The organism is Stenotrophomonas sp. AS012628, from assembly GCF_010608305.1.
Lineage (GTDB): Bacteria > Pseudomonadota > Gammaproteobacteria > Xanthomonadales > Xanthomonadaceae > Stenotrophomonas > Stenotrophomonas geniculata.
Map to the genome: position 1 here is coordinate 1 of NZ_VMBJ01000057.1, position 17,752 is coordinate 17,752.

The following is a 17,752-nucleotide window of genomic DNA, read 5'->3' on the forward strand; positions in this document are numbered from 1 at the left end:
GGCCGGCGTCGAGCATCGCGTGCTGGAGGCCGAAACCGTGGGCGCCAGCTGGCAACGGCGCTGGGAGTCGTTCCAGACAAACACCGCCAACGCGACGATGGCCCTGCACGGTCATGCCTATGCCGGCGATGACCCGGAAGGCTTCATGGGCGCCCCGGAGGTGATCCGGCACCTCCGCGAGTATGCCCACGAGCGTTCCCTGCCGATCAGCGAGGGGTGCGTGGTCCACCGGGTCGGGCCCGAGTCCGGTGGCTATGCCATCGACAGCAGCGAGGGGCCGATCCACGCCCAGACGGTGGTGGTCGCCACCGGTGAATACCGTCGCGCGCGGATGCCCCGGGTCCCATTCGCGCCCGCACCAGGCCTCACCGTGCTGCACTCCAGCGACTACCGCAGTCCCGGCCTGCTACCCGAGGGCGCGGTGTTGGTCATCGGCGGCGGCCAGTCCGGCGCGCAGATCGCCCAGGACCTGCGCGACAGCGGTCGCAGCGTGTACTGGTCACTGGCCCAGCGTCACTCGCACACCCGCCGGCTGCGCGGCAAGGACTCGATGACCTGGTGGGACATGGCCGGGCGCATCCACCAGCATGTGAGTGAAGCGGCCGCCGTACTGGCCGGAGAACCGGATGCGCTGCGCAGGGCCCGCACTGCGGAGTTTCCGCTGATCTCGGGCAAGGGAAGCGGCGGCCGGGGCAGCTCGATCAGCCTGCTGGCGATGCACCGCGCAGGTATCAGGTTGCTGGGCCGGTTGCAGGAATTCAGTGGAAACACCGCCCGCTTTGCCGATGTCCGCCCGCAGCTGCGCACCGCGATCGAGGCCACTCGGGCCGAGTATGCCTATCTCGATTCGCTGGCCAGCGCGTACTACGCCACGCGGCCCGAACCGCGCACCGACGATGCCCGTTACATTCCCGAAGAGGTCTATCTGCACTGGGAGCCGGAACCGTCGCCATGCGCGCTGGATCTGCAGGCCGCAGGCATTCGTTCGGTGGTGCTGGCCACCGGCTTCGTCGCCGAATGGCCCTGGCTCGACGTGCAGGGCGCGCTGGATGCACAGGGCTATCCGCTTGGCGACTTCGGCGTTTCCCCGCAGCCGGGGCTGTTCTTCATCGGCATGCACAACCTGCAGCGGATGAGTTCATCGTTCCTGTGCAACGGCGGCCGTGATGCACGCGACCTGCTGCCGGCCATCCTGCGGCACCTGGGCCGAAGCGGGAGTACCGGTTCCGGCGCAGGGCAAGGGAGCCGCCGGGCATGACCCGGCGGCGCCAGACCGGCTTAACGGCCGGTCTTCACCTCGGTCCACAACCGGGTGTAGAGCTTGTCGGTCTCCGGCGTGTTGATCGAGTACGTGAACATCTTCTCGGCCACATCGGCCGGCGGGTAGATGGTCGGGTCGGTACGGATCGCCTCATCCACCAGCGGGGTCGCAGTCGGCACCGGGTTGGCGTAGTGGATGAAGTTGGTGTTGGCCGCGGCAACCTTCGGCTGCAGCAGATAGTTGATGAACGCGTACGCGGCGTCCGGGTGCTTGGCATCCTTCGGGATCGCCAGCATGTCGAACCACTGCGGGGCGCCTTCCTTCGGGATCGAATAGGCCACGTGCACGCCGTTGCTGGCTTCCTCGGCGCGGTCGCGGGCCTGGATGATGTCACCCGACCAGCCGACCACCAGGCAGGTTCCACCGTTGGCCAGCGAACCCACGTACTGCGAGGAGTGGAAATTCTGCACGTACGGGCGGATCGACTTCAGCAGGTCGGCCGCCTTCTGCAGCTCGGCCGGGTCACCGCTGTGCGGGTCCAGGCCCAGGTAATGCAGCGCGATCGGAATCATGTCCGCCGGCGTGTCCAGGATGGTCACGCCGCAGTCCTTCATCTTGCTGATGTTCTCCGGCTTGAACACCAGGTCCCAGCTGTTGGCGATGTCGGTGCTGCCGCCGAAGCGCTGCTTCAGCATGTCCACGTTGTAGCCGATGCCGGTGGTGCCGATCATGTACGGCACGCCGTACTGGTTGCCCGGGTCCTGGGTGGCGATGCGCTTCATCACCGCCGGATCGAGGTTGGCCAGGTTCGGGATCTTGCTCTTGTCCAGCGGCAGGAACACGCCGGCCTGGATCTGGCGGCCGAAGAAGTTCAGCGTCGGCACCACCACGTCGTAGCCACTGTTGCCGGCCAGCAGCTTGGTCTCGACCATCTCATCACTGTCGAACACATCGTAGGTGACCTTGATGCCGCTCTCCTTCTCGAAGGTCGGGATGGTGTCCTCGGCGATGTAATCGCTGTAGTTGTAGACGTTCAGGACCTGGCTGTCCTGCGCGCCGCCGTTGCCACCGCTGCAGGCGGCGAGCATGGCGGAGGCCAGGCCGAGCGTGAGGATACGCAGCTTCATCGGGTGCTCCAGAATGCGGAAAGGGGGGCCGGCGGGGCCGGCAACGGGTGCCAGCCTACCCCCCGGCGGCGGATTTTTCTATTCCAGATGCTCAGACGTTCAGCAGCAGGAACTCGCGCTCCCACGAGCTGATGACGCGGAAGAAGGTCTCGTATTCCTTGCGCTTGACCGAGATGTAGGCGCGGCAGAAGCGCTCGCCCAGCAGCGCCTGCAGCTCGCTGCACTGCTCCAGCCCGTCCAGCGCTTCGCCCAGCGAGCGCGGCAGGTTGTAGCCCAGTTCCTTGGCACTGCCGGTGACCGGTGCGTCCGGTGCCAGCCGCTCACGGATGCCCAGCAGGCCGCAGGCCAGGGTCGCGGCCATCGCCAGGTAGGGGTTGGCGTCGGAGCCGGCGAAGCGGCTTTCCACGCGCATGTTCTCAGGCGTGTCCAGCGGCACGCGCAGCCCGCAGGTGCGGTTGTCATAGCCCCAGTGCACGTTGCTCGGCGAGACCTCGCCGAACACCAGTCGCCGATAGGAATTCACATTCGGCGCGAAGAACGCCATTGCCTGCGGCACGTACTTCTGCAGGCCGCCCAGGTAGTGGCCGAACACCGGGCTGAACTCGCCTTCGGCATGGGTCTCGCCGGCGAACACATTGCTGCCATCGCTCACCCGCACCAGGCTCTGGTGGATGTGCATGGCGCTGCCCGGCTCGTTCTCCATCGGCTTGGCCAGGAAGGTGGCATACACCCCGTGGCGCATCGCTGCCTCGCGCATGGTGCGCTTGAACAGGAACACCTGGTCGGCCAGGTCCATCGCATCGGCGTGGGTGAAGTTCACCTCCAGCTGCGCTGCGCCGGATTCGTGGATCAGCGTGTCCACGTCCAGCTTCATCGCGTCGGCGTAGTCGTACATCAGGTCGAGGATCGGGTCGAATTCGTTGACCGCGTCGATCGAGTACGACTGCCGCGCGGTTTCCGGGCGCCCGGAGCGGCCGGCCGGTGGCAGCAGTGGGAAGTCCGGGTCGGTGTTCTTCTGCACCAGGAAGAACTCCAGCTCCGGCGCCACCACCGGGCGCAGGCCCAGCTCGGCGTAGGCTGCCAGCACCCGGCGCAGCACATTGCGCGGTGCCAGTTCGTGGGGCTCACCGTTCTTCGTGTAGCAATCGTGGATGACCTGCGCGGTGGCATCGGCCGCCCACGGCACCATGCGCACCGTGTCCGGATCGGGGCGCAGCATCATGTCCGAGTCCGACGGCGAGGTCAGCTCGTAGTAGTCATCAGGGAACTCGCCGGTGACGGTGGTGGCGAAGATGCCTTCGGGCAGCCGCGTACCGTAGTCGTGCGAGAACTTGTCGGCGGGAATGATCTTGCCGCGCGCGTTGCCGGTGATGTCCGGCACCAGGCATTCGACCTCGGTGATGCGCCGCTCCTTCAGCCAGCGCAGCAGGCTGCTTTCCTGCGGTGCGGGGGGCGTGGCCGTCTTGCGCGGGCGCGTTCGGGAACTCATCGGGAATCCAGTCGGTTCTGTTGGTGCTGCCGGCAAGCTTGGCCGAACGCACGGAAAATAGCGTGATAGAACGGCGCCTGCATGACACGCCACTCCGGGTGCCACTGTACGCCGAGCACGAAACGATGGTGCAGGCTGCGCGCCGCCTCGACCAGTCCATCATCAGCCACGGCCTCGACCTGCAGACCCTGCGCGAGGCGGGCAATGCCCTGCCCGTGCACCGAATTGACCTGCGCCCGGTCACTGCCGTGCCACTGCGCCAACCAGCCATCGGTAGCCAGGGTGATCGCATGGGCCGGCCCATACTGCACCTCCACCGGCGCCTGCGGGTCTTCGCGATGATCGGACAGGCCCGGCACCGCATGCACCTGCGGATGCAGGCTGCCACCCAGCGCGACGTTCAGTTCCTGGAAGCCGCGGCAGATCGCCAGTACCGGAAGATCCTGCGCCAAAGCCTCACGCAGCAACGCGAACGCATTGGCATCACGGGCCGGGTCATGCGGATTGCCCGGCCAGCTGCGACCGCCCTCGTAGTGCTGCGGTTCGATGTTGCTGACCGCGCCGGTCAACAGCAGGCCATCAAGCCCCTGCAGCCAGTCGCCAGCCGGCAAAGGAGGCTGCAGGCTCGGCAGTACCACCGGGGTCACTTCGGCGGACTCGGCCAGCGCGCGCACGTACTTCTCGCCGGCCACCGCGAAGCGGTGATGGCCGAGCACGGTACTGTCGGTGGGCAGGCCCACCCAGGGCAGGCGGCGCATGGAAAAACTCCTTGACGTGCCGACACGTTACCCGTCGCCCGCCGAGGGCGGCAAGTCGTCGCCGTCACACCATGGCTGTCACGCATCGGCGAAACTACGCGGGTGAATGCTGATCGTCCTCTCCCGCTCCCCCCTCCCGCACTGCGCCCGCGAGGCCCGCGGTGAGCGCCGCCTTCCCGCCCAGCTGGTACGCCGCCAGCCTGCCCGAACCGCCCGCCCTGCCCTCGTTGCGGGGGGATGTGCAGGCCGATGTCGCAGTGCTCGGCGCGGGTTATACCGGCCTGACCGCCGCACTTGAACTGGCTACGCGCGGCCAGCGCGTGGTGGTGCTGGACGCGCAGCGGATCGGCTGGGGCGCGTCCGGTCGCAACGGTGGCCAGGCGCTGGTCGGCTATGGCTGCGAGGTGGACGAGCTGGAGCGTCAGCTCGGTCGTGATGATGCGCGCCACCTGTTCGACTGGTCACGCGACGCGGTGCAGGCGATGCGCACACGCATCGATCGCCACGGCATCGACTGCCATTGGGTGGAAGGCCACGCCAGCGTCGCGATCCGCGAACGCCATGAGCGCGACCTGCGGGCCAACTGCGAGCATCTGCAACGCCACTACGACTACCCCATGCAGTGGTGGGACCGTGATGCCCTGCGCGCACAGCTGGACAGCCCGCGCTACCGCGCCGCGATGTTCGATCCGCTCAGCGCGCATCTGCAGCCCCTGGCCTATGCCCGCGGACTGGCCGATGCGGCGCGTGCGGCCGGCGCGGTGATCCACGAGAACTCCGCAGTGACCCGCGTGCAGCTCGGACCGCAGCCCACCCTGCATACCGCGCAGGGAAGCGTGCGCGCCGCGCATCTGGTGGTGGCCGGCAACGCCTGGCTGCAGGGCCTGCTGCCCGAGCTGGAACGGCGGATCATGCCGGTCGGCACCTATATCGGCGCCAGCGCGCCGCTGGGTGCCGAGCGCGCCCATGCCCTGATCGGCAACAACATGGCCGTGGCCGACACCGCCTGGGCACTGGACTACTTCCGTCTCAGCCACGACCACCGCCTGCTGTTTGGTGGCCGTGCCAGCTATTCAGCACTGCCCCCGCCCGGCCTGCGCGGGGTGATGCAGCGGCGCATGCACCAGGTGTTCCCGCAGCTGGCCGACGTGGCGCTGGAGCAGGTCTGGGGCGGTTATGTGGACATTACCCGCAACCGCGCCCCGCATTGGGGCCGGCTGGACGGCAACCTGTACTTCGCGCAGGGGTTCTCCGGCCATGGGGTGGCCGCCGCCGGGCTGGCCGGTGAGGTGATCGCCGCTGCCATTGCAGGCCAGAGCGAGCGCCTGGATGTGTTCCAGCGCCTGCGGCATGCCCCCTTCCCTGGCGGCCGGCTGCTGCGCACGCCGCTGCTGGTGGCGGCGATGTCGTGGTACAAGCTGCGGGATGCGTTGTGGTGAACATCCTGCATTTACGCGTGTATGGAACGTTCTGAAGAACACATCGGAGCGCTCATCGTGCCGCACGCGTCACAGATTTTCACGCAACATCTGTGATGGACGGCTCGTCAGATTCCTAAATGCGCAGCTGCGCAATTGCATAATCGTTCGCAGACCGATACCGTCCTGAAAACCGGGCCCCGCGGCGAATGGATGCTGACAGGGGACACGTAGGAGAGGGGGACGTGCGATTGGACTGGTGGAAAGAAGGATTGTTGCTGAAGGTGCGCATTCGACCGGCTGGCCTGATGCTGGCCTTGCTTTATGCAGTTGCTTATTGGGCAACCCGACAGTTGTCGCTTGATCAGTTCTATTTACCAGCCGGCATCCGGGTGGCAGCCGTGTTGTTGTGCCCGCCACGCCTTTGGCCCTATCTGCTGTTGGGCGAATATGCGTACTTTGCACAATCCCGCGTGCCGATGATCGAGAAGTACGGCCTGACGTGGGTCATCGTTGCCTCCGCGTTTCTCATGCCAGCGGTGATGCTGATTGTGAAGCTGCAACGGCGGCTGATGGCAGAATCGCAGACGATCGGCCTTTTGCTGATTGCCGCCGCTTCCAGTGTCGTTATCACTCTGCTCAACCTGAGCTTTTCCCATCTACTTTGGCCGACACCCCCATCCACGCCCTTCCTGACCAATGCGGCTCGCTACAGTGTGGGTGACTTCATCGGCATTCTGACGGTAGCCCCCATCGCCATGCTGTGGGCGCGACAGGACGTGGAGCAGCAGTGGAGCGCGCTAAGAAAAGTCCCGATGCTGGCATCACTTTCATTGATGCTGCTGATCGGGATAGCTGCGACTCAACTGCCCACAGAGTGGATTGCATTGAAGGCAACGTTCCTGCTGCTGTTGGCACTCCCAGCGACCACGCTTACCTGCCTGTACGGCTGGAAGGGCGCTGCCCTTGCAGTTCCGACACTCAACATGGTTATCGGTCTGACCACGCCCAACACCCATCCAACCGCATTCGATCCAGCGGCCTTCATCACTCAGCAGATCATGGCGATCAGCGGCATCGCATTGCTACTGCTCGGGTCACGCATTACCCACTTCTACCACCGCTACAGACTGCGAGAGATGGGGGAAAGGGACGCTATCCATCTTGCCAGGAGCTCGCAATTAGCCAGCGAGATGGAGCTGCGTGAACGCGCCCTGCATCTTCGCAAGCTCGGCGACGGCATCGATACTTCGCTGGTTGAACTGGCCAACTGGCTCATGGCTCATGGACATCACGCAGTGGCCAGCAGCCTTTTGCATACCTCAAATGTCCATTCGCGGCTGTTTCGCGAACAGACAAGCATGGTCTATCCCTCGGGCTTGGAGCACCTTGGGCTTTACGTGGCCTTGCAGGCTGGTGGCATCCGTGAGTCATGGAAGCTGACGGAGCGCGTTCTTCGCCCGGATCTGAAAGGTGACCCCTGTAACCTGAGCGTGGAACTGCAGTTGGCTGCCTACCGGACACTCATTGATGCGGTCTCCATTCTTCTCAAGCATGAAGGTGGTCAAATTCGCATTCGTGCCAGATGCGGCAGAATGGGCTCAAGGCGCGGAATCCTCATGGTCGTGTCACTGCTGGATCCGCATGGGCGCCTTTCCCAGCAGACAACCATGACCGCGTTCGAGCGACTGACCGGGCGAACCCTCGCCTATGACGGGACCGTTGACTGCTATCGCAACCGGGTCAGGATTCTGTTCCTCGACCGCGAAACCAATCTTGAGACCGCGCCCAGCAATCCATCGCCGTACAGCTGTCCCGCACCTTCTGCGCTGCAGTAGTGCATTTCACAATCAAGCGACCGGATCGAGCCAAAGCAGTGAAATGGCATCAGCATGTCCCACACCACCCTGTTCCAGGATGTCACGGGCACCCGGCGAGCACCGGGCGCCCATGCAATCCGATGCTGAGGCTCGCCGATATCCCGGCAGCAGGCCCTATTAAGGTGCCTCTACCGCCCACAACGTATCAGCTCCGCTCGCATATCTGACAAGCGTGAATGAAGCAGCCCGATAGATAACCGTTCTGGTGCCCTTACTGGGAACAGGCAGGCGCTGTTCCGGCAACGATACCTTTGCGGATGGATCACCTGCAGGCAGTACCCAGAACGTTCCAGCAGCATTGCCGATCACAATGTGCACGCGCCCCGCGAGATCATTCACCTGGAAATAATCCATGCCATCGCGCTCGAACCCGTAGACCAGCCAACCGGGATCCACGCTCAGGTTTTCCGCCAGCGGAACCGACTGACCGAGCCCTCGGGCAGCCATCTTGACTCCATGGTCATCACCCGGGGCTAAAGCAAACACAGACAACGGCACCAACATCAACGCACCAGCAAATGCATGAATTCGTGAATTTCTCACACTGACCTCCAGGTTGGATGCAATTTGCATCATGAAGGATGCTACCCAATTCCATTAGCATATGCCGGGGCGCACTCCGTAGCGTCTGTCGGACATAATCCGCTGGGGCCATTCAAACCCATTCCCCGCTGACGTTGCGCCCGAAACCGCCGATACCTGTCCAAAAAAATTTGCAATCGAGCCAGCGCCCCAAGCCTGCCTTGCTGTAGGTCGCTATCGATGGCGACCACGGTGCCCCGTGCCGGTGAACATCCGGGTGCGTTCGCAGGCATGCTGCTCGCGACGATAACACGCCGAACAACATCAACCGCCAAGCATGGTTGGTATAGCGGCTGGAACGCGATCAGAGCGTCGCCACATTGGTTGTGGATGATTCACCGTCCGCACGTGGCCAAGCCGCCACGCTACTGCGCGTGTACGGTCACGATGTATGAGAAGCGGCCGATGGCAGCGCAGAGGGGGGCCAGACACCTCGATTGCACCTATCTCCAACTGTCGATAGTGTCTGCGGAAGTAGCCAGCCATTATTGGCCGGGAGACGAGAGGTTCGGACTTGGACCGATTCAAGAAGGCAATTGAACTGAGTTTCCGGATCCGTCCGGTCGGTCTTGTGCTGGCCGCCACCTATGCTGCCAGCTGCCTCATATCGCGTCAGTTCTCGCTGGATCAGTTCTTCCTGCCCGCAGGTATCCGGGCAGCGGCGCTGCTGATCGTCCCGACCCGTCTGTGGCCCTACCTGCTGCTGGGCGAGTATGCGTACTTCGCAACGCTGCGCATTCCTATGATCGACTCCTATGGCCTGGATTGGGTCATTCTGGCTTCGACACTGCTGATGCCGATGGCGATGCTGGTGGTCTACCTGCATCGAAGGAGAATGCCGTCCGAGGCAGCCACCGGCCTCTGGCTGCTGTCGTTGTCGATCTGCACGGCACTGTTCGTCCCGACTCTCAACCTGAGCATTTCATATGTCCTCTGGTCGAATCCTCCGCCGAGCAACCTGCTGGACGCGGTCGACCGAACGATCTTTGGCCACTTCGCGGCCATCATTACCCTGCTCCCACTGGCCTTTCTTTGGGCGCAGCGGCACGTGGATCCCAGTTGGAGCACCCGCTTTGTCGCGCCTACAGCTGCGGCGATCCTGGCGATGCTGATACTGGGGTTGGGCATGCAACTGACAGACAGCAGCGCCCATACCACCCGCACACACCTTGTCCTGCTGGCGGCTCTGCCTGCCATCGCCCTGACCTTCATGCATGGCTGGCGTGGCGCTGCCATCGCGATTCCGCTGTTGAATCTCCCACTTCACGGCGCTACGCCCAGTACCGGCCTGCCCTCCTCTTTCGACCTCGGTACGTTCGCCACCCAACAGAACATGGCTGTGATCAGCGTCGCATTGCTCGCACTCGGATCCAGCATCAGCTATCACCATCAACGCGCACAGGCCCGTTGGCAGGCTGAACGGAACGCCCTGCGTCTAGCACGCAGTTCCCACCAGACCAGCGAGCGTGAGCTGCGTGAACGCGCGGCCCATCTGAAGCATCTGGGCGAGGGCATGGACAGTTCGCTCAGCGAGATGGTCAGCTGGCTGAAGGATCAGGGTCATCATGCCGTGGCGAACAGCCTGCAACACGCGTCATCCGTGCACTCACGTCTGTTCCGCGAGCAGGCCAGCATGGTCTACCCCACCGGGCTGGAGCAGGTCGGGTTGTACATCGCGCTGCAAGCAGGCGGCGCATGCGAGATCTGGAACAACACGCATCGCGTCATTCCGCCAAGGCTGGCAGGTAACCCCTGCCTGCTGACTGTGGATCTGCAATTGGCCATCTACCGCTCCTTGATCGAGGCGGTGTCACTGCTGCTGGAGCTGGAGACCGGGCAGGTCTGCGTGCGTGCCCGAAGTGGCCGGGCGGGCGGACGTCGCGGCATCGTTGCTGTCGTGAGCCTGCTCGACCGTGGTTGCACGCTGTCGGCACGCACCACCGACCAGGCCGTCGAGCGCCTGGCCGGTCGAATGCTTGCTTACGGCGGCAAGGTCAACTGCCGGGGCAATCGGCTGCGACTGGTCCTGCATGAATCGATCAGCCACGCGGCGCCAGCGGCGGCCTGACACGGAATCTGGCCCAGCGCGCAACGTTCGCCGCTAAAGTTACACCCGAAACCGCCGCTATCCGTGCCGAGCCCTCCTTCGTGAGCCACCGCATCATGCCCGTCCTGCCGCAGGCCGCCGTCGATGGCGACCTGGCCGATCCCCTGCCACAGCGGATCCTGCTGGTCGAAAACTCCCGTGCGTTCACCGGCATGCTGCGCGAAGCCATCGAACAGCGCCTGGAACTGCCAGTGGTGATCGCCTCCACTCTGGCCGAGGCCGACCGCCTGCTCAACGAAGGCGGCGGCTGGTTCCTGGTGCTGACCGGGTTGGTGCTGGCCGACGGCGACCGTGATGCGGTGGTCGAGTTCTTCCTCAAGCGCGACCTGCCCACCGTGGTGGTCAGCGGCGTGTACGACGAGGACCTGCGCAAGCGCGTGCTGCAGCAGCAGATCATCGACTACGTGCTGAAGAACACCCCGGGCAGCATCGACTACCTGGTGTGGCTGGTGCAGCGGCTGGAACGCAACCGCCGCATCGCCGCGCTGGTGGTGGACGATTCGCCGTCCGCGCGTGGCTATGCCGCCGCCCTGCTGCGCATGTATGGCCATGAGGTGCACGAAGCGGCCGACGGCAACGAGGGCCTGGCTGCAATCGAGGCGCATCCGGCAATCCGCCTGGCGGTGGTCGACCAGGAAATGCCCGGCATGCAGGGCGTGGAATTCACCCGCCGCCTGCGCACCCTGCGCTCGCGCGACAAGGTGGCGGTGATTGGCATCTCCGGCAATACCGATGCCTCGCTGATCCCACGCTTCCTGAAGAACGGTGCCAATGACTTCCTGCGCAAACCGTTCTCGCGCGAGGAATTCTTCTGCCGTGTCTCGCAGAACGTGGACCAGCTGGAACTGATCGGCACCCTGCAGGATCTGGCCACCCGCGACTTCCTGACCGGCCTGCCCAACCGCCGCTGCTTCCTGGAGCAGAGCCAGCGCCAGCTGCCTCAGCTGCAGCTGCATGGCCAGTGCGTGGCGGTGGCGATGATCGACATCGACCACTTCAAGCACATCAATGACACCCATGGCCATGAAGCCGGCGACGATGCACTGCGTGCGGTGGCCGGCGCGGTGGCCGCACATGCGCGCAGCCAGGACCTGATCGCACGCTTCGGCGGCGAGGAGTTCTGCCTGCTGGTGCCGGACATGGAACAGGACGAGGCGCTGCTGTACTTCGAGGAACTGCGCCAGCGCATCGCCGCACTGGAAGTGGACATCGGCACCGCCACCCTGCGCATGACGGTCAGCATCGGCCTGTGCTGCCTGCGCCCGCAGCGTGATGCACTGCACCGGTTGATCTCCGAGGCCGACCGCCAGCTGTACCTGGCCAAGGCCGGTGGCCGCAACCGGGTCAGCTGCACCACGGTAGCCAGCCCGCTGCGCCCACGCGAGCCTGCCCTGCCCTGACCGGCCCGCTTTGATCCAGATCAACGCCGCACCCGCGCGGCAGTTCTACAGTCGGCCCCGACATACGCATGAAGGGGAGCCGGGGATGGCACTACTGGTCTGGCAGGACGATCTGAACATCGGCATCGATGTGATCGACCAACAACACCGCCGCATCATCGAGATGCTCAACCACCTGCACGTGGCCCAGGCCAGCATGCAGCGTGCGGCGGTGGGTGAAGTGATCGATGAGGTGGTGGACTACACCATGTCGCACTTCGCGTTCGAGGAAGAGCTGATGGAGGAAGCGGGCTATCCGTTCTGTGCCGCGCACAAGCGCGTGCATGAGGTCTTCATCAAGCGGGTATCGGAATACCGCATGCGCTTCCAGGCCGGCGAGGACATCAGTGACGAGCTGCGCACCATGCTCTCGCGCTGGCTGTTCAACCACATCCGCGGTGATGACCAGGCCTATGCCGAACAGGTCAAGGCGCACCTGAACCAGTTCGCCCGCGAACACCAGGGCGGCGGTTGGCTGGGGCGCACGCTCAAGCGCTTCTTTGGTTGAGCCGCAGCGCGCGCCGGTGCAGTGCCACCAGCGCGCACAGGGTCGCCACCGCGGTCAGGCACAGGTAGTAGCCCACCGCGACCAGGCCGAAGCGTTCGGCCAGCCAGGTGGCCAGGTACGGCGCTGGCGCCGCGCCGAGGATGCCGGCCAGGTTGAATGACAGCGACGCGCCGGTATAGCGCACCTCCACCGGGTAGATCTCGGCCAGGAAAGTGCCGCAGGGGCCGTAGGTCAGGCCCATCAGGAACAGGCCCAGGCACAGGAAGCCAGTGACCAGCCACGGGCTGTGCGGCTGGAACAGCGGTGCGAACAGCACACCGAAGCCGACGATCAGTACGCTGGCGACGATCATCGTGCGCCGCGTGCCCCACCGGTCGCCATAGCGCGCCGACAGCGGGATGCCCAGTGCGAAAAACAGCATGCCGGCCATCTGCATCAGCAGGAACTGCTCGCGGCTGTAGCCCAGCACCGCAGTGCCATGGCCGAGACTGAACACCGTCATCAGGTAGAACAGCACGAAGGTGGCGAACGCGCCCAGGGTGCCCAGCAGCATGGGCACCGGATGGTCACGCAGCACCGTCCACATCGGCAGCCGCACCGGCGCCTTGCGCTCCAGCGCCTTCTTGAAATCGGGTGTCTCGTGGATGTTCAGGCGCACCCACAGGCCAAGGCCGACCAGCAGCGCGCTGGCCACGAACGGAATGCGCCAGCCCCACTGCAGGAAGTCGTCCTGGCTCAGGCAGCGGCCCAGCACGAGGAAGATGCCGGCCGACAGCAGAAAGCCGAGCGGCGCGCCCAGCTGCGGGAACATGCCGTACCAGGCGCGCTTGCCTGGCGGTGCGTTCTCGGTGGCCAGCAGCACCGCCCCGCCCCATTCCCCGCCCAGGCCCAGACCCTGGCCGAAGCGGCACAGCGCCAGCAGCGCAGGGGCCCACAGGCCGATCTGGGCATGGGTGGGCAGCAGGCCGATCAGCACCGTGGACAGGCCCATGGTCAGCAGCGCGGCCACCAGCGTGGCCTTGCGGCCGATGCGGTCACCGAAGTGGCCGAACACCGCCGAGCCCACCGGGCGCGCGATGAACGCGACCGCAAACGTCGCCAGTGACTGCAGCAGCGCGGCCTGTTCGCTGCTGTCCGGGAAGAACAGGTGCGGAAACACCAGCACTGCAGCCGTGGCGTAGATGTAGAAATCGAAGAACTCGATGGTGGTGCCGATCAGGCTGGCCAGCAGGACTCGACTGGGGGAATTCACGGGCGGCACGGCAGCGGTGATCGTCGACATCGGCAACACGGGTAACGGCGGATCGCCCGATTCTGCCACGGGCCGATGGCCACACGGGGCGATGGTTTCAGCCGACACCGATGCCAACGGAATTTTTCGGGCCGCCCGCTAGTCTGCGCCACCGGTCCCTGCATGGATGCTTTGCCAATGACTGCAGTCGCGCTGTCGTGGTCCGATTCGCCGAAGCTGCCGCGCATGGCGGCATGGCTGGCGGTGCTGCTGGTGCATGGGTTGATGGCAGTGTGGCTGCTGGGCAGTGGCAGGATGACGCTGCGCAGCGACGAAGGTTCCAGGATTTCATTGCGCTGGATACCTCCGGAGCAACCCGTGCCGACGCAACAACGCCCGGCACACCCCACCGCAGAGGCAACGCGTCCGGCCCCCTCGACAGCGCCACGCCCGACCCCGGCTGCACCCACGGATGCCATTGCACCCGCGTCCGAGGAACCGCCTGCACCGGCGCCACTGATGCTGGACCTGCCTGCGGGCAGCATCGATGGCGGTGACGGTATCAGCGCGGCGGGCGTGGCGCCACGCCTGATCGGTCGGCGCGAGGTCCATCCCGCGTTCGGGCCGCGCCGCAATTACTTCCGGATCCGTCGGCAGATGACCCCCGAGCAGATCGTGCATGGCGTGGCGCAGCTGCTGGGGTTGTGGCCACCGGGGTACATCGTCGACCCGTGCGAGCTGGGCAAGCAGGACATGGACTATTTCCAGAACGCCGTCGAAGAAGCCGACCGCGACATGCTGCGTGCGGCCGTGCTGCAGGTGAGCACCCGCTGCCGGTAGAGGGCACGCCTTTGTAGAGTCGAGCCATCCTCGACTGCTCTTGCCGAGATGCAGCCGAGCATGGCTCGGCGCTACAGAGGGGCGAACGGCAGTCGAGGATGGCTCGACTCTACAAAGAGCGAACAGCCGTCCAGCAATCGCGTCGTTACAACTGGATCCAGGTAGCCTTGATCTCGCTGTACTTGTCGAACGCATGCAGTGACTTGTCCCGCCCATTGCCGGACTGCTTGTAACCACCAAACGGGGCGGTCATGTCGCCACCATCCCAGCCGTTCACCCAGACACTACCCGCGCGCAACTGCCGCGCGACCCGATGGGCGCGGCTGAGATCACGCGTCCACAGGCCCGCGGCCAGGCCGTAGCGACTGTCATTGGCCAGGCGCACCGCTTCGGCCTCGTCGTCGAAGCCGAGTACGGCCAGCACCGGCCCGAATACTTCCTCACGCGCCAAGGCCTGCTCCGGGCGCACCTGGTCGAACACTGTCGGCTGCACATAGCTGCCGCCGGCCTCGACCTCGGCCCGTCGCCCACCCAGCAGCAGCCGCGCGCCCTCGCCTTCTGCGCGTGCAATATCGTCCATCACCTTGTGCAGATGCGCGGCATCCACCAGCGCGCCCATCGGTGCATCGGCCTCCAGCGGATGCTGCGGCTGCATGTGCTGGCCATGGGCGATCACCTGATGCACGAAATCCTCGCGGATCGAGCGCTGGACCAGCAGCCGGGAGCCGGCAGTACAGACTTCGCCCTGGTTGAAGAAGATGCCCTGTGCCACCGCCTTGGCGGCGACGTCCAGATCGGGGGCGTCGGCAAACACCACATGCGGGCTCTTGCCACCGCATTCCAGCCAGACCCGCTTGAGGTTGGATCGCCCGGAATACTCCAGCAGCTTCGCGCCGGTGGCAGTGGAACCGGTGAAGGCCAGCACGTCCACGTCCATGTGCAGGGCCAACGGTTCACCGACGCGCGCACCGTGGCCCGGCAACACGTTCAGTACGCCCTCCGGCAGGCCCGCCTCGGCGGCCAGTGCGGCCAGCCGCAGCGCACTCAGCGGTGACCGCTCGGAAGGCTTGAGCACCACCGAGTTGCCCATGGCCAAGGCCGGTGCGATCTTCCAGCACGCCATCAACAGCGGGAAGTTCCATGGCACGATGGCCGCCACTACGCCAGCGGCCTCACGCGTGACCAGCCCCAGCTCGTGCGGGCCGGTGGGCGCGACCTCGCCGTACAGCTTGTCCACCGCTTCAGCGGTCCAGCGCAGGCAGCGCACCACGCCGGGCAGGTCGATACGGCGCGCGTCACGCACCGGCTTGCCCATGTCCAGGGTTTCCAGCAGGGCCAGTTCATCGGCGTGCGCTTCCACCAACGCCGCCAGCGCCAGCAACACGCGCTTGCGATGGGCCGGAGTGGCCTGCGACCAGTGGCCCGCCTCGAAGCTGCGTCGCGCGGCCAGGACCGCGCGCTCGACATCCTGCGCGTCGCAGTCGGCAACCGCGCCCAGCACGCGACCGTCGATCGGGCTGATGCAGTCGAAGCGGGCGCCACTGGCGGCATCGACATAGCGGCCGTCGATGAAGGCCTGGCCCGGCATCGACAACTGGAGGGCCAGCGCCTGCCAATGGCTACGGTCGGGGAAATCAGCCATGGGAAGCTCCAACATTCAACGAGCCTTCGTTATACCGGGACCGCCGCGACTCCGCCGTGACGCGGCTGCGCTACATTCGTCGCATCGGACCCGACGGAGCTGGCATGAAGCGTCCCGAAAGCGACCTGCACGACCTGGCCACCCAGCGCCCCGAGTCACTGGACGCGTACTGGATGCCGTTCACCGCCAACCGCCAGTACAAGGCGGCACCACGCATGCTGGTGCGCGCCGAAGGCATGCACTATGAGGATGTCGACGGCCGCCAGATCCTCGATGGCACTGCCGGCCTGTGGTGCTGCAACGCCGGCCATGCCCGCCCACGCATTGTCGATGCCATCGCCGAGCAGGCACGCACCCTCGACTACTCGCCGGCCTTCCAGATGGGCTCGCCGCCGGCCTTCGCGCTGGCGCAGCGGCTGGCTGCACTGGCGCCGGGCCCGCTCAACCACGTGTTCTTCACCAGCTCCGGCTCCGAGGCGGTGGATACCGCGATGAAGATCGTGCTGGCCTACCACCGCCAGCGTGGCGAGGGCCAGCGCACGCGCTTCATCAGCCGCGAGAAGGCCTATCACGGCGTCGGTTTCGGCGGCATGGCACTGGGCGGGCTGCCCAACAACCGCAGGGCGTTCGGCCTGCAACTGGGTGGCGTGGACCACCTGCGCCACACCCTGGACCTGCCGCGCAATGCGTTCAGCAAAGGCCTGCCGCGCCAGGGCGCGGAACTGGCCGACGACCTGGAAAGACTGATCACGCTGCACGACGCCTCCACCATTGCCGCCGTCTTCGTCGAGCCCATCGCCGGCTCCGCCGGGGTGATCCTGCCCGCACCCGGCTACCTGCAGCGCCTGCGCGAGCTGTGCGACCACCACGGCATCCTGCTGGTGTTCGATGAGGTCATCACCGGTTTCGGCCGGGTCGGCATGCCGTTCGCCGCGCAGCGCTTCGGGGTCACCCCGGACCTGCTGACCTTTGCCAAGGCGGTCAGCAACGGCGCGGTGCCATTGGGCGGCGTGCTGGTGGGCGATGCCGTGCATGCCGGGCTGATGCAGGCCCCGCCGCAGGCCATCGAGCTGTTCCATGGCTATACCCATTCCGGCCACCCGCTGGCCTGCGCCGCAGCGCTGGCGACGCTGGACGTCTATGCCGAGGAGCGCCTGTTCGAGCGCGCCATCGAGCTGGGCGAGTACTGGCAGGAACGGCTGCATGCGCTGCAGGGCCTGCCCAACGTGATCGATATCCGCAACTTCGGGCTGGTCGGCGCGGTCGAGCTGGCACCGCGCCGCGATGCCCCCGGCAGCCGTGGCTACGAGGTGTTCCGGCGCTGCTTCCATGACGGCCGGTTGCTGGTGCGCTGCACCGGCGACATCATCGCGCTGTCGCCGCCACTGATCGTGGACAAGGCACAGATCGACCAGATCACCGGCACCCTGGGCGAGATGATCCGGGCCACCGCCTGAGCCCGGGCCAGCG

General features: G+C 65.6%; 14 protein-coding genes and 1 pseudogene. 9 read left to right on the forward strand and 6 right to left on the reverse strand.

The window, feature by feature from the left end; genetic code table 11:
* Positions 1-1,258 (forward strand): NAD(P)-binding domain-containing protein (locus tag G5A07_RS19055; RefSeq protein WP_191863828.1); only part of this gene is annotated, 1,258 nt, incomplete at its 5' end.
* 20 nt (positions 1,259-1,278) lie between these two features.
* Here G5A07_RS19055 and G5A07_RS19060 read toward each other — a convergent pair.
* From G5A07_RS19060 to G5A07_RS19070, 3 genes are all read right to left on the reverse strand, one after another.
* A complete protein-coding gene (locus G5A07_RS19060) occupies positions 1,279-2,388 on the reverse strand; it encodes a polyamine ABC transporter substrate-binding protein (protein ID WP_043400421.1) in 1,110 nt (369 codons plus the stop codon).
* Positions 2,389-2,479: 91 nt separating this feature from the next.
* Positions 2,480-3,877 (reverse strand): glutamine synthetase family protein, encoded by a 1,398-nt coding sequence (locus G5A07_RS19065; protein ID WP_019337139.1) that lies wholly within the window; start codon positions 3,875-3,877, stop codon positions 2,480-2,482.
* Entirely contained in the window at positions 3,874-4,635 is a 762-nt protein-coding gene (locus G5A07_RS19070) for a gamma-glutamyl-gamma-aminobutyrate hydrolase family protein (RefSeq protein ID WP_049455534.1), read from the reverse strand. The genes G5A07_RS19065 and G5A07_RS19070 overlap by 4 nt, the downstream gene beginning before the upstream one ends.
* A gap of 161 nt (positions 4,636-4,796) precedes the next feature.
* Here G5A07_RS19070 and G5A07_RS19075 point away from each other — a divergent pair, with 161 nt between their 5' ends.
* Entirely contained in the window at positions 4,797-6,074 is a 1,278-nt protein-coding gene (locus G5A07_RS19075) for an FAD-binding oxidoreductase (RefSeq protein ID WP_049455535.1), read from the forward strand.
* A gap of 224 nt (positions 6,075-6,298) precedes the next feature.
* On the forward strand, positions 6,299-7,891 hold the full coding sequence (locus G5A07_RS19080; protein ID WP_191863829.1) for an MASE1 domain-containing protein: 1,593 nt from the start codon (positions 6,299-6,301) through the stop codon (positions 7,889-7,891).
* Positions 7,892-8,050: 159 nt separating this feature from the next.
* On the opposite strand, the gene G5A07_RS19085 is transcribed toward G5A07_RS19080, so the two are convergent.
* The gene (locus G5A07_RS19085; RefSeq protein WP_236565156.1) at positions 8,051-8,509 is read right to left on the reverse strand and encodes a hypothetical protein; all 459 of its coding nucleotides are present in this window, start codon (positions 8,507-8,509) and stop codon (positions 8,051-8,053) included.
* 254 nt (positions 8,510-8,763) lie between these two features.
* Here G5A07_RS19085 and G5A07_RS22535 point away from each other — a divergent pair.
* From G5A07_RS22535 to G5A07_RS19100, 4 genes and pseudogenes are all read left to right on the forward strand, one after another.
* A pseudogene (locus G5A07_RS22535) lies at positions 8,764-8,907 on the forward strand (diguanylate cyclase response regulator); the annotation flags it as partial.
* Positions 8,908-9,029: 122 nt separating this feature from the next.
* Positions 9,030-10,583, forward strand: coding sequence for an MASE1 domain-containing protein (locus G5A07_RS19090; RefSeq protein WP_191863830.1), 1,554 nt, complete (start codon positions 9,030-9,032; stop codon positions 10,581-10,583).
* 95 nt (positions 10,584-10,678) lie between these two features.
* The gene (locus tag G5A07_RS19095; protein ID WP_049455536.1) at positions 10,679-12,022 is read left to right on the forward strand and encodes a diguanylate cyclase; all 1,344 of its coding nucleotides are present in this window, start codon (positions 10,679-10,681) and stop codon (positions 12,020-12,022) included.
* 85 nt (positions 12,023-12,107) lie between these two features.
* Positions 12,108-12,569 (forward strand): bacteriohemerythrin, encoded by a 462-nt coding sequence (locus G5A07_RS19100; protein WP_004151683.1) that lies wholly within the window; start codon positions 12,108-12,110, stop codon positions 12,567-12,569.
* Here the strand turns inward: G5A07_RS19100 and G5A07_RS19105 are convergent.
* On the reverse strand, positions 12,550-13,851 hold the full coding sequence (locus tag G5A07_RS19105) for an MFS transporter (RefSeq protein ID WP_191863831.1): 1,302 nt from the start codon (positions 13,849-13,851) through the stop codon (positions 12,550-12,552). The two genes, G5A07_RS19100 and G5A07_RS19105, sit on opposite strands and share 20 nt — an antisense overlap.
* Before the next feature lie 147 nt (positions 13,852-13,998).
* Here G5A07_RS19105 and G5A07_RS19110 point away from each other — a divergent pair, with 147 nt between their 5' ends.
* Positions 13,999-14,640 carry a hypothetical protein gene (locus G5A07_RS19110; protein ID WP_191863832.1) on the forward strand — a complete coding sequence of 214 codons (642 nt, stop codon included), beginning with the start codon at positions 13,999-14,001 and terminating at the stop codon, positions 14,638-14,640.
* A gap of 145 nt (positions 14,641-14,785) precedes the next feature.
* On the opposite strand, the gene G5A07_RS19115 is transcribed toward G5A07_RS19110, so the two are convergent.
* A complete protein-coding gene (locus tag G5A07_RS19115) occupies positions 14,786-16,282 on the reverse strand; it encodes an aldehyde dehydrogenase (protein WP_191863833.1) in 1,497 nt (498 codons plus the stop codon).
* Between the two features lie 104 nt (positions 16,283-16,386).
* On the opposite strand from G5A07_RS19115, the gene G5A07_RS19120 reads away from it, so the two are divergent.
* Positions 16,387-17,739: an aspartate aminotransferase family protein gene (locus G5A07_RS19120; protein ID WP_191863834.1), complete on the forward strand. Its 1,353-nt coding sequence runs from the start codon at positions 16,387-16,389 to the stop codon at positions 17,737-17,739.
* The last annotated feature ends 13 nt before the right edge of the window (positions 17,740-17,752 follow it).